Source organism: Pseudomonas sp. S3_C06 (genome assembly GCF_054667675.1).
In genome coordinates this window covers 3,278,461-3,290,148 of the sequence record NZ_CP162747.1, presented here as the reverse complement: position 1 = coordinate 3,290,148, position 11,688 = coordinate 3,278,461, and the positions used below count along the sequence as shown (strand labels likewise).

Here is an 11,688-nt window from a genome sequence, read left to right as displayed (position 1 = left end):
TAATCTGCCATATAAACAAAACCCCCGGCCTGGGCCGGGGGTTCTGGTATCACTCGTCGAGGAAGGAGCGCAGATGCTCGCTTCGCGTCGGGTGGCGCAGCTTGCGCAGCGCCTTGGCTTCGATCTGACGGATCCGCTCACGCGTTACGTCAAACTGTTTGCCCACTTCTTCGAGTGTGTGGTCGGTGTTCATGTCGATACCGAAGCGCATGCGCAGTACTTTGGCTTCACGGGCAGTAAGGCCGGACAGTACTTCGCGAGTCGCTTCTTTGAGGCTCTCAACAGTGGCGACATCGATTGGCGACTGCATGGTCGAGTCTTCGATGAAGTCACCCAGATGGGAGTCTTCGTCATCACCGATCGGCGTTTCCATGGAGATCGGCTCTTTAGCGATCTTCAATACCTTGCGGATCTTGTCCTCAGGCATTTCCATGCGTTCGCCCAGCTCTTCCGGAGTCGGTTCGCGACCCATTTCCTGCAGCATCTGCCGGGAAATACGGTTGAGCTTGTTGATCGTCTCGATCATGTGCACCGGAATACGGATGGTGCGGGCCTGGTCGGCGATCGAGCGAGTGATCGCCTGACGGATCCACCAGGTGGCATAAGTCGAGAACTTGTAACCACGACGGTATTCGAACTTGTCCACCGCCTTCATCAGACCGATGTTGCCTTCCTGGATCAGATCGAGGAATTGCAGGCCGCGGTTGGTGTACTTCTTGGCGATCGAGATCACCAGACGCAAGTTGGCTTCAACCATCTCTTTCTTCGCGCGGCGGGCCTTGGCCTCACCGATCGACATGCGACGGTTGATGTCCTTGATTTCTGCGATGGTCAGACCGGTTTCGGTTTCCAGCGCGATCAGTTTCTGCTGGCAACGAATGATATCCGGCTGCACACGACCGATGGCTTCGGCGTACTTGCTCTTGCCTTTGGCCAGGGCGTCGGACCAGCTTTCGTCGACTTCGTTGCTCGGGAACTGACGCAGGAAATCGGCGCGTGGCATACGTGCATCACGTACGCACAGTTGCATGATCGCGCGCTCTTGCTGACGCAGACGATCCAGGGCACCGCGAACACGCTCGACCAGGCCTTCGAATTGCTTCGGTACCAGTTTGATCGGCATGAACAGCTCGGCCAGTGCGAGCAACTCGGCAATCGCTGCCTTGTTGTTGCGACCGTGCTTTTTCAGGGCCTTGCGGGTGATTTCCATCTGGTCAGCCACGGCGCCGAAGCGCTGGGCAGCGATGACCGGATCCGGGCCACTTTCGGCTTCTTCTTCGTCATCGGAAGATTCGGCTTCATCGTCGTCGGTGTCGTCGTCGGCTTTCGCCACTTTCGCTTCGACAGGCGGCGGCACTTCGGCAGGCGGCGCAATGCCGTCGTCCGGGTCGATATAACCGCTCAGAACGTCGGACAGGCGACCACCTTCGGTGGTGACGCGGGTGTACTCGGAGAGAATGTGGTCAACCGTGCCAGGGAAGTGCGCGATTGCGCTCATCACTTCACGGATGCCCTCTTCGATACGCTTGGCGATTTCGATTTCGCCTTCACGAGTCAGAAGCTCGACCGTACCCATTTCACGCATGTACATGCGCACTGGGTCAGTGGTGCGACCGATATCGGTCTCCACCGCTGCCAACGCAGCGGCTGCTTCTTCCGCAGCGGCCTCGTCGGTATCGGCGTCGGCCAACATAAGGGCGTCCGCATCCGGAGCACTCTCGTGTACGGGGATCCCCATGTCGTTAATCATGCGGATGATGTCTTCCACCTGCTCAGGATCTGAAATATCCTCGGGCAGGTGGTCGTTGACCTCGGCGTAAGTCAGATACTTCTGCTCACGACCCAGTTTGATCAACTCAATAATACGAGACTGCTGTTGCGCTTTTCCGGACATAACACCCTATCCACTGAAGGTCTTGGCGGGCAAAAAACAAGCCGAGGATTATACCTGAGCTATGACCTCACGCGCCAGTTGAGGTCGGGTTTGATGCGGAAACATTGCGACTTAATAGGTCGCGCAGTTGATTTTTCTCTTCGATGCTCAATTCGCTTTGACGCGCTTTCCTGAGCAACTGTTCCAGATTTCGCTCGCGTTGGCGGGCTGACAAGCTAGTAATGGTGTCGAAAAACTGTTGTTCAAGGTTATCTCCGTCAATCAGCCATTCCTTTTCTGCCAGTGCCTTGAGCAGGCGACCCTGTTCAGTGCCGTGCCATCGCGCGATCAACTGAAATGAGTTTAGCTTGGGATTCTTCTGTACGGCTTCGAGCAGCGCCACAAGTAACTGGGCGTTGGTCTGATTCTCGTCCGCAATGTGTCCGGCATCTTCGACGCGCTCGGCCAGTTGCGGGTGATGGAGCAACGTACGCAGGGCGGTCAGGGTTGGCGATTCGACGCCAATCGGCGTGCGCGGGCGTTGCTGATCGCGATCACCACCACGCTTGCCGTTCTTGTCCCAGAGCTTCTTGTCCCATTTTTTACCGCCAGCACCGGGTTTCTTCGGCGTCCACTCCTGCTGCGGCACATACATGTCTTGTGCCTGCGGCTGATGGTAGTCGCTGTAATCCGGCATTGCGTCGTAATCGATGCCTGGATCGTAGGCGGGCGGTGCTTCCTGCGGCGCACTTTGTGCGAGCTGACTGACGGTCTCGCTGCTCAGGCCGGTAATTTCGGTCAGGCGCTGACGCATCAGGATGCGCAGGTTCGCCCCAGGCACTTTGTCGATCAGCGGTGCGGCGAGGGTGGCCATGTGGGCCTTGCCCTCGAGCGAGCGTGGATCGGCCTCTTCGGTCAGTTGCTGGAAGAAATAATCTGCCAGCGGCTGAGCGTGCTGATTGATCCGGGCCTTGAAGGCGTCAGTGCCTTCGGCACGCACCAGGGTGTCCGGATCTTCGCCTTCGGGCAGAAACAGAAAGCGTGCGCGACGTCCATCCTGAAGGCTCGACAGCGTTGCTTCCAGTGCGCGCCACGCGGCGTTGCGGCCGGCCTGGTCGCCGTCGAAGCAGAACAGTACGTTGGGTACGACACGGAACAGGCGCTTCAGATGTTCTTCGCTGGTCGCCGTGCCCAGTGTTGCGACGGCATTCTTCAAGCCTTGCTGGGCGAGGGCGATGACATCCATATAACCTTCGACGACGATGATTTCGTCGAGGTTGCGGTTGTTCTTGCGCGCTTCATAAAGGCCGTAGAGCTCTTGGCCTTTATGGAATACCGGGGTTTCCGGTGAGTTCAGGTATTTCGGCTTGTCGTCGCCTAGCACGCGACCGCCGAAAGCGATGATCCGCCCACGGGTATCGCGGATCGGGAACATCACGCGATCGCGGAAGCGGTCATAGCGTTTGCCGGTTTCGGCGTTCTCGATCAGCAGGCCGGCGTCGATCATGGCTTTCTGCTGGAGTGTGTCACTGCTCAAGTGTTTGAACAGGTTGTCCCAGCCCGGCGGCGCGAAACCGAGACCGAAGTCGCGGGCGATTTCGCCGGTCAGGCCGCGGCCCTTGAGGTAATCCACGGCAGCCTTGCGGGCGGGATGGCTCTTGAGCGCCTGCTTGTAAAAGTCGGCGGCGGCGGTGAGCAACGGGTATAGCGGCGAATCGGTCGGTTGCCGTGGCTTGCGCTCGCGGCCGCTTTCTTCGCGAGGGATTTCCATGCCGGCGGCTTTGGCCAGGTCTTCGACAGCCTGAGGAAAATCCAGGTTGTCGTGATCCATGAGAAAGCCGAGGGCATTGCCGCCGGCGCCGCAGCCGAAGCAGTAATAGAACTGCTTGTCGGGGCTGACGCTGAACGACGGGGTTTTCTCTTTGTGAAACGGGCAACAGGCGGTGTAGTTCTTGCCGGCCTTCTTCAATTGCACGCGCGAGCTGACCACGTCGACGATGTCGGTGCGGTTCAGCAGGTCGTCAATGAAGCTCTGGGGAATCAGCCCGGCCATGGCGTTCTCGTCGTCTGCGCTGTAAATAGTCCGATACGAAGGGCGGTCGGACGCGGGTCGTTACTGTAGGCACGCAAAATATGCGGCTCGACCGGTGTCGTCTGCGTAATCGCTGTCGGGAAGTGTATCTGCCGAAAATCCACTGACGTTAGTACTCATCAGTCTTCGACTATTTGAAAGTGTTGCGCTGAATCCGCTGACGGCTGGTTGAGGGCCTCGGATAGCTCAATAAAGCGGGCACGCATGCAGGTGCCTTGGGCTGATCGTCGTGAGAGGAATCAGTGGGTGTGCTCGTCAGTAGCCTTGAAAGGCTCGTCAGAAAAGACGTGCACCGCTGGCAAAAGAGCCAGGTCTGACGTGTGAAGCAGATTTGTCTCGGTCGCGTGTGCGGCTTCGACGGTGAAGCATCAAGCGTTTTACGCAAATGCCATTAGCCCGGCTGAGAGCCGGGCTTAGGCAAGAAGCTTGCTACGAACGTCTGTGTATTAGTACAGACGAACGGCGCGGCGCTGTTCGCGCTGAACTTTCTTGGCGTGACGCTTAACAGCGGCTGCTGCTTTGCGCTTACGCTCAGAAGTTGGCTTCTCGTAAAATTCGCGGCTACGAACTTCAGCCAGTACACCGGCTTTTTCGCAGGAGCGCTTGAAACGACGCAGAGCTACGTCGAAGGGTTCGTTCTCTTTAACTTTGACGGCTGGCATCCAGAGCTACCTTCATTCATTACCGGGGTCAACATCCTCGCGGCAAAAGAGCACTTGAAGACGTCGGTTTTTAAGGGTTGCGGATGTTAACCCCTCATCGCTCGGAATGCAAAGCCTCTGATCGAAAACCGCTGGTCGGGGCATCACGCGGCGACTATTATGCGCGCCTTCGAATTCAGCCTAAACAAGGCGCAAACCCATGCTAGTACTGGGATTAGAAACCTCCTGCGACGAAACCGGCGTCGCATTATACGACAGCGAACGTGGCCTGCTGGCCGACGCACTGTTCAGCCAGATCGACCTGCACCGTGCCTATGGCGGTGTGGTGCCGGAGCTCGCCTCGCGTGACCACGTAAAACGCATGCTGCCCTTGATCCGTCAGGTGTTGGCCGAGGCGGACTGCGTGCCGACCGAGATCGATGCAATCGCCTATACCGCGGGTCCTGGGCTGGTTGGCGCGCTGCTGGTCGGTGCTTCCTGTGCTCAGGCACTGGCCTTTGCCTGGGGTATTCCTGCGCTCGGTGTGCACCACATGGAAGGCCACTTGCTGGCGCCGATGCTTGAGCCAAAACCGCCGGAATTTCCGTTCGTCGCTTTGTTGGTTTCCGGCGGTCATACGCAGCTGGTTCAGGTCGATGGCATTGGCCAGTACAGTCTGCTCGGCGAGACCCTCGACGATGCTGCCGGTGAAGCGTTCGACAAAACCGCGAAGATGATGGGCCTCAATTATCCGGGTGGCCCGGAAATCGCCAAACTGGCCGAGAAGGGCGTCGCAGGACGTTTCACCTTTCCGCGTCCGATGTGCGATCGCCCGGGTCTGCAATTCAGCTTCAGTGGTCTGAAAACCTCTGCTCTCAACGCCTGGCAGCAGTGCGTCAGCGCCGGGGACGACAACGAGCAAGCCCGTTGCGACATCGCGCTGGCGTTCCAACAGGCCGTGGTGGAGACTTTGACCATCAAGTGCAAACGGGCCCTGAAGCAGGCCGGCATGAAGCGTCTGGTGATCGCTGGTGGCGTCAGCGCCAACAAAGCCTTGCGCGTTTCGTTGGAAAAGATGCTCGGCGACATGAAAGGTGATGTGTTCTACGCCCGTCCCGAGTTCTGCACCGACAATGGCGCGATGATCGCGTTTGCCGGTTGCCAGCGCTTGCAGGCCGGTCAGCAGGAAAGTCTGGCAATCAGCGTGCAGGCGCGCTGGCCGATGGAGCAGTTGTCGGCGCTGTGATGAGTGGCGCTCATGGACGGTATTCAGAAATGCCGTTCGCGCCCGGCAAACAGGTCGCGTAGATTGCCGCGGTGGCGCCAGACGATCAGCAGTGTCAGCGCGCTCATCGGCAACAGCGCCTCCGGTTCCTGCCAGGCCAGCAGCGGCAGGGTCAAGGGCGTGGCGATCAGTGCTGCGAGCGAGCTGGTGCGGGTCAGGTAAAACGTCAGCAACCAGGCGCATACTGCCAGCAGCGCGGCGGGCGGATACAGGCCCAGCAGCATGCCGGCAGCGGTGGCGACACCCTTGCCGCCACGAAAGCGAAAGTACAGCGGGAACAGGTGACCGATCACGGCGCACACGCCGATCCACGCCTGATCCTGTAGCGAAAGGCCCACTGCCGAGGCAATCAGCACCGGCACCAGGCCTTTGCACAGATCACCGAGCAGGGTCAGGATCGCCAGTTTGCGACCGGCCAGGCGCAGCATGTTGGTGGCGCCGGCATTGCCCGAGCCACTCATTCGCGGATCCGGGTTTCCGGTCAGGCGGCTGAGCAAAATGGCGAAGGACAGCGAGCCGAGCAGGTAGGCGAGAGTCGCCAGTAACCAAAACATGCTAACTATTCCGGGCGAGGACGCCCTGATTCTAACGGCGCATTGCGCCCTTGTCGTGCAGTGGAGAGAAGTGCTTGGACAGAGTGTTTATCGAGGGCCTGGAAGTCGACACCGTGATCGGTGCCTACGACTGGGAGCGCGGCATCCGACAGTGCCTGCGACTTGATCTGAGCTTCGCCTGGGACAATCGCCCGGCCGCCGCTGGTGACGACCTGACCCTGGCGCTCGACTATGCCAGCGTATCCGCGCGAATCCAGGCCTTTGCCGAGCAGGCGCAGTTTCAATTGGTCGAGACCTTTGCCGAGCGTCTGGTCGCAGTGTTGATGAGCGAATTCAACATCACTTGGGTACGCTTGAAGCTGACCAAGCCAGGTGCGGTGCCAGCGGCCAAGGGTGGCGTGGGTGTGGAGATCGAGCGCGGATGTCGCTGACTCAGGTCTACCTCGGGCTCGGTAGCAATATCGAGCGCGAAACTCATCTGTGCGCTGGTCTCGACGCTTTGGCGACGTTTCTGGTGGATATCCGCTGTTCGGCGGTGTTCGAAAGCCAGCCGGTCGGGATCAAAAGCGGGCCGTTCTTCAACTTTGTGGTGTCGGCGTATACCGACCTGCCGCTGATGGAGCTGGATCGTCGCTTGAAATTCATTGAGGCGGACAACGGTCGCTACGCACCGGATCGCAAGGGGCTGCCGCTGGATATCGATGTGCTGCTGTATGGCGAACTGGCGGGAAATTTCGACGGGCTGGTTCTGCCGCGCGCGGAGATTCTGAAAAATGCCTTTGTGCTGTGGCCGCTGTCGCTGATTGCGCCGGATCGCATGCATCCGGGTATGGGAAAAAGCTTCGCGATGTTGTGGGCTGAGGCGCAGATTGATCAGGTGCTGGCGCCGGTGGCGTTCGAGTGGCGGGGTAAGCAGTTAACCCCGCCGAATCTTTAAAGCAAAAGATCGCAGCCTGCGGCAGCTCCTGTAGAGAAACGCATATTCCCGCGTAGGAGCTGCCGCAGGCTGCGATCTCCTGATCTTGCCTCAGGCGTTCTCTTTGTAAGCCTTCAACGCCTTTAGTCGCTCACGCTTCAGCGCCTCACCCAGCTCCGGCCCCTTGAATCCCTTCTCCAGCAACGGTTGCACCGCGACTTCCCGCGCAACCTTGGCAGCGCCGCGCAAGTAATCCGCCTGTGGATAACTTCTCTGTTCCAGCCCTTTGCGTCCCCGCGCATCCATCTCGCACGCAGCAATAAATTCTTCGAAGCGCTGCGGTCGGCGATACACGTCAAAACTCTGCAGCAGCTCCAGCAATGTCGAAGCCTTTAACTCCAGCGCCCGGTGTCCATGAGTGTGGTACTTGCCGACCAGTAGCGCTAACTCCTGACAATCCTTCGGCGCCTTGAAGCGTTCGTTGACCGCTTTGATCAGCTTGAGGCCGGTGTGCTCATGGGCGATGTGCCGTGGCCACTCTTCTTCCGGCGTCAGGCCTTTGCCGAGGTCATGCAGCAGACAAGCCCAGCGCACGGTCAGCGGCTGTTTGTGCAGCGCCGACTGCTCCAGCACGCTGAGTGTGTGCAGGCCGGTATCGATTTCCGGGTGATGCGCTTCCGGTTGTGGCACACCAAAAAGCGCGTCGACTTCCGGCATCAGTACCTTCAACGCGCCGCAGTCGCGTAGCACCTCAATAAATACCTGCGGCCGATCTTCCAGCAGTGCACGGGAGATTTCTTTCCAGCTGCGTTCGGCGGTCAACGCCTCCAGTTCACCGGACTCGCTGAGCTGGCGCATCAGTTCCAGGGTTTCCGGCGCGACCGTGAAGCCGAGCCCGGCGTAACGCGCGGCAAAGCGGGCAACACGCAGAACGCGGAGAGGATCTTCGGCGAACGCCGGAGAAACGTGGCGCAGGATTCGAGCTTCAAGATCGCGCTGGCCATGGTACGGATCGGTCAGGTTCAGCTGATCGTCCTCGGCCATGGCGTTGATGGTCAGGTCGCGACGAATCAGGTCTTCTTCAAGCGTGACTTCGGGGCTGGCGTGAAAGGTGAAGCCGCCATAACCGCGACCGCTTTTACGCTCGGTGCGGGCGAGGGCGTATTCCTCGCCGCTTTTTGGGTGAAGAAATACCGGGAAATCCGAGCCGACCGGGCGATAACCCTTGGCGAGCATTTCTTCTGTTGTGGCGCCGACCACCACCCAATCGATGTCCGTAACCGGTTTGCCCAGCAAGCGATCACGTACGGCACCGCCAACCTTGAAAATCTGCATAAAAAACCTCCGTTAGCCCGACAGGATAACTCTTGTGTCGGACTTTCGGAGGCCAGAACCGTTTCAAAGATGAATGACGGCGAGGTCGAGCCGGCCGTAATCCCCTTCGCTGTGTTCACTGCGCGGCGGAACGTGATGGGTTTTCATGATCTGGTCGCCTTGCAGGGTTTCCAGATGGATATCGAAGCCCCACAAGCGATGCAGATGTTTAAGCACCTCGTCAGTGGAGTCTCCCAGCGGTTTGCGATCGTGCTGTTGGTGACGCAAGGTCAGTGAACGGTCCCCGCGCCGATCAATGCTGTAGATCTGCACGTTCGGTTCACGATTGCCGAGGTTGTACTGCGCAGCAAGGGTTTCGCGAATGATCCGGTAGCCGGGTTCGTCATGAATCGCAGGCACCAGCAAGTCGTCCTTCTGATCGTCATCCATGATGCTGAACAGTTTCAGGTCACGGATCACCTTCGGCGACAGATACTGCAGGATGAAACTCTCGTCCTTGAAGCTGCTCATGGCGAATTTGATGGTCGACAGCCAGTCGCTCCCGGCGATTTCCGGGAACCAGTGACGATCTTCTTCGGTAGGTTCTTCACACATGCGCCGAATGTCGCGGTACATGGCGAAGCCTAGTGCATAAGGGTTGATGCCGCTGTAGTAAGGGCTGTCGAAACCCGGCTGGAACACCACGCTGGTGTGCGACGTCAGGAACTCCATCATGAAACCGTCGGTGACCAGCCCTTCGTCGTACAGGTCATTCATCAGCGTGTAGTGCCAGAACGTCGCCCAGCCTTCGTTCATCACCTGGGTCTGGCGCTGTGGATAAAAATATTGGGCGATCTTACGCACGATCCGCACGATCTCGCGCTGCCAAGGCTCCAGCAACGGCGCGTGTTTCTCGATGAAGTACAGGATGTTTTCCTGCGGCTCGGCCGGGAAGCGCGCGTTGTCCCTGTCGCTGTACTTGTCTGCGCCTTTGGGGATGGTGCGCCACAGATCGTTGATCTGCTTCTGCAGGTGCTCTTCGCGATCCTTCTGCCGCCGCCTTTCCTCTTCGGCGGAAATCGGATACGGCCGCTTGTAGCGGTCGACGCCGTAGTTCATCAGGGCATGGCAGGAGTCGAGCAGGTCTTCCACCGCATCGATGCCGTGGCGCTCCTCGCACTGCATGATGTACTGCTTGGCAAACACCAGGTAATCGATGATCGAGCTGGCATCGGTCCAGGTGCGGAACAGGTAGTTGCCCTTGAAGAAACTGTTGTGGCCGTAGCACGCGTGCGCCACGACCAGCGCCTGCATGCAGATGGTGTTTTCTTCCATCAGGTAAGCAATGCACGGATCGGAGTTGATCACGATTTCGTAGGCCAGGCCCATCTGTCCACGGCTGTAGGATTTTTCGGTGCTGAGGAAGTGTTTGCCGTAGGACCAATGGTGGTAACCCAGCGGCATGCCGACCGAGGCATAGGCGTCCATCATCTGCTCGGCGGTGATCACTTCGATCTGGTTGGGATAGGTATCCAGTGCATAGCGGGCCGCGATCCGGGCGATTTCGCGGTCGTAGGTCTGGATCAGCTCGAACGTCCATTCGGAGCCGGTGGAAATGGGTTGGCGCTTCTGCTCTTTGGCGGTCATGTCACTAACCTGCGCTGGAAGAGTTCACGGAAGACCGGATAGATATCCCCGGCCGAGACCAGTTGCTGCTGGGCAAAAGTGTCAGAGAAGGCTTCGGCGATGCGTTCGTACTCGTACCACAGGGCCTGATGTTCGCGCGGGGTGATCTCCACGTAAGTGTAGTACTGCACAAACGGCATGATCTGGTTGATCAGAATGTCACGGCAGATCGGCGAGTCATCGTTCCAGTTGTCGCCGTCGGAAGCCTGCGCCGCGTAGATGTTCCACTCGTTGCTCGGGTAACGCTCGGCCATGATCTCCTGCATCAGTTTCAGGGCGCTGGAAACAATGGTGCCGCCGGTTTCCCGCGAATAGAAAAACTCTTCTTCGTCGACTTCCCGGGCACTGGTGTGGTGGCGGATGAACACCACGTCGATCTTGTCGTAGTTCCGTTTCAGGAACAGGTACAACAGGATGAAAAAGCGTTTGGCGATGTCCTTGGTCGCCTGGGTCATGGAGCCGGAAACATCCATCAGGCAGAACATGACGGCTTTCGAGCTCGGGTTCGGCTGTTTGATCAGCAAGTTGTATTTCAGGTCGAACGTATCGAGGAACGGCACGCGGTGGATGCGCGCACTGAGTTTTTCGATTTCCGCTTCGAGTTCCTGAATATCGCCGAAGTTGTCTGGCTCTTCGCGTCTCAGTCGCTCAAGTTCCTCTTTGACTTCGCGCAGTTTCGCGCGGCTGCTGCCGGACAGGGCGATACGCCGTGCGTGCGCCGAGCGCAGGGTGCGGATGATGTTGATCCGTGACGGGTTGCCTTCGTTGCTGATCCCTGCGCGTACGGTTTTGAAGGTGTCGGTGCCGCTCAGGTTACGCTTGACCAGGTTCGGCAGTTCGAGGTCTTCGAACATGAATTCGAGGAACTCTTCCTGAGTGATCTGGAAGACGAACTCGTCCATGCCTTCGCCGGAGTTGCCAGCCTTGCCCGGACCGCGTCCGCCGCCACCTCCAGGTGGCCGTGCGATATGTTCGCCGGCAGTAAATTCCTTGTTGCCGGGATGAACCACGGTCTGCTTGCCGCCGCGGCCGTGGTGAAGCACCGGTTCGTCGATGTCGCGACCGGGAATACTGATCTGTTCGCCGTGCTCCATATCGGTAATGGAGCGCCGACTGACCGCCTCTTCGACAGCCTTCTTGATGTGGTCACGATAGCGCCGCAGGAAACGCTGGCGGTTTACCGTGCTCTTGTTCTTGCCATTGAGACGTCGGTCGATCACATAACTCATAGGAAGCCCTCCGGGCAGCTTCAAGTTGTGAGCTTCAAGCTGCAAGTAAAAGCAGGTTCCCGGGCATCTCTGGGTTACGCGCTTTGTTCTTGCAGCTT

General features: G+C 58.7%; 10 protein-coding genes. 3 read left to right on the top strand and 7 right to left on the bottom strand.

The genetic code is table 11. The features are described from left to right. Positions 1 to 49 precede the first annotated feature (49 nt). From rpoD to rpsU, 3 genes are all read right to left on the bottom strand, one after another. Entirely contained in the window at positions 50 to 1,894 is a 1,845-nt protein-coding gene (gene rpoD / locus AB4N44_RS14610; RefSeq protein ID WP_038363308.1) for an RNA polymerase sigma factor RpoD, read from the bottom strand. Positions 1,895 to 1,961: 67 nt separating this feature from the next. Beyond that, entirely contained in the window at positions 1,962 to 3,926 is a 1,965-nt protein-coding gene (dnaG, locus tag AB4N44_RS14605; RefSeq protein WP_460108616.1) for a DNA primase, read from the bottom strand. Positions 3,927 to 4,411: 485 nt separating this feature from the next. Next, entirely contained in the window at positions 4,412 to 4,627 is a 216-nt protein-coding gene (rpsU, locus tag AB4N44_RS14600; RefSeq protein ID WP_002551877.1) for a 30S ribosomal protein S21, read from the bottom strand. Positions 4,628 to 4,826: 199 nt separating this feature from the next. Between rpsU and tsaD the strand changes: the two genes are divergently transcribed. Further along, a complete protein-coding gene (gene tsaD, locus AB4N44_RS14595; protein ID WP_034155077.1) occupies positions 4,827 to 5,852 on the top strand; it encodes a tRNA (adenosine(37)-N6)-threonylcarbamoyltransferase complex transferase subunit TsaD in 1,026 nt (341 codons plus the stop codon). 23 nt (positions 5,853 to 5,875) lie between these two features. Here tsaD and plsY read toward each other — a convergent pair whose 3' ends face one another. Continuing rightward, positions 5,876 to 6,445, bottom strand: a complete 570-nt coding sequence (gene plsY / locus AB4N44_RS14590; RefSeq protein ID WP_064390790.1) for a glycerol-3-phosphate 1-O-acyltransferase PlsY — start codon at positions 6,443 to 6,445, stop codon at positions 5,876 to 5,878. A 74-nt stretch (positions 6,446 to 6,519) separates the two neighbouring features. Here plsY and folB point away from each other — a divergent pair, with 74 nt between their 5' ends. Together folB and folK are read left to right on the top strand one after the other, a co-directional pair. After that, positions 6,520 to 6,876 (top strand): dihydroneopterin aldolase, encoded by a 357-nt coding sequence (gene folB, locus AB4N44_RS14585; RefSeq protein WP_127930003.1) that lies wholly within the window; start codon positions 6,520 to 6,522, stop codon positions 6,874 to 6,876. Further along, positions 6,867 to 7,382 carry a 2-amino-4-hydroxy-6-hydroxymethyldihydropteridine diphosphokinase gene (folK, locus tag AB4N44_RS14580; protein WP_460108618.1) on the top strand — a complete coding sequence of 172 codons (516 nt, stop codon included), beginning with the start codon at positions 6,867 to 6,869 and terminating at the stop codon, positions 7,380 to 7,382. The genes folB and folK overlap by 10 nt, the downstream gene beginning before the upstream one ends. Before the next feature lie 90 nt (positions 7,383 to 7,472). On the opposite strand, the gene AB4N44_RS14575 is transcribed toward folK, so the two are convergent. The 3 genes from AB4N44_RS14575 to AB4N44_RS14565 form a co-directional block, all read right to left on the bottom strand. After that, complete coding sequence (locus AB4N44_RS14575) at positions 7,473 to 8,696, bottom strand: multifunctional CCA addition/repair protein (protein WP_127930001.1); 1,224 nt, start codon at positions 8,694 to 8,696, stop codon at positions 7,473 to 7,475. 63 nt (positions 8,697 to 8,759) lie between these two features. After that, a complete protein-coding gene (locus AB4N44_RS14570; RefSeq protein WP_127930000.1) occupies positions 8,760 to 10,322 on the bottom strand; it encodes a SpoVR family protein in 1,563 nt (520 codons plus the stop codon). Further along, the gene (locus tag AB4N44_RS14565; RefSeq protein ID WP_007910114.1) at positions 10,319 to 11,590 is read right to left on the bottom strand and encodes a YeaH/YhbH family protein; all 1,272 of its coding nucleotides are present in this window, start codon (positions 11,588 to 11,590) and stop codon (positions 10,319 to 10,321) included. The genes AB4N44_RS14570 and AB4N44_RS14565 overlap by 4 nt, the downstream gene beginning before the upstream one ends. Positions 11,591 to 11,688: the final 98 nt, after the last annotated feature.

What these genes read in the sequence shown, in the direction of transcription:
- AB4N44_RS14565 (WP_007910114.1), bottom strand. Translation starts at nt 11,590, where the DNA reads ATGAGTTATGTGATCGACCGACGTCTCAATGGCAAGAACAAGAGCACG.
- rpoD (WP_038363308.1), bottom strand. Translation starts at nt 1,894, where the DNA reads ATGTCCGGAAAAGCGCAACAGCAGTCTCGTATTATTGAGTTGATCAAA.
- AB4N44_RS14570 (WP_127930000.1), bottom strand. Translation starts at nt 10,322, where the DNA reads ATGACCGCCAAAGAGCAGAAGCGCCAACCCATTTCCACCGGCTCCGAA.
- rpsU (WP_002551877.1), bottom strand. Translation starts at nt 4,627, where the DNA reads ATGCCAGCCGTCAAAGTTAAAGAGAACGAACCCTTCGACGTAGCTCTG.
- dnaG (WP_460108616.1), bottom strand. Translation starts at nt 3,926, where the DNA reads ATGGCCGGGCTGATTCCCCAGAGCTTCATTGACGACCTGCTGAACCGC.
- tsaD (WP_034155077.1), top strand. Translation starts at nt 4,827, where the DNA reads ATGCTAGTACTGGGATTAGAAACCTCCTGCGACGAAACCGGCGTCGCA.
- folK (WP_460108618.1), top strand. Translation starts at nt 6,867, where the DNA reads ATGTCGCTGACTCAGGTCTACCTCGGGCTCGGTAGCAATATCGAGCGC.
- AB4N44_RS14575 (WP_127930001.1), bottom strand. Translation starts at nt 8,696, where the DNA reads ATGCAGATTTTCAAGGTTGGCGGTGCCGTACGTGATCGCTTGCTGGGC.
- plsY (WP_064390790.1), bottom strand. Translation starts at nt 6,445, where the DNA reads ATGTTTTGGTTACTGGCGACTCTCGCCTACCTGCTCGGCTCGCTGTCC.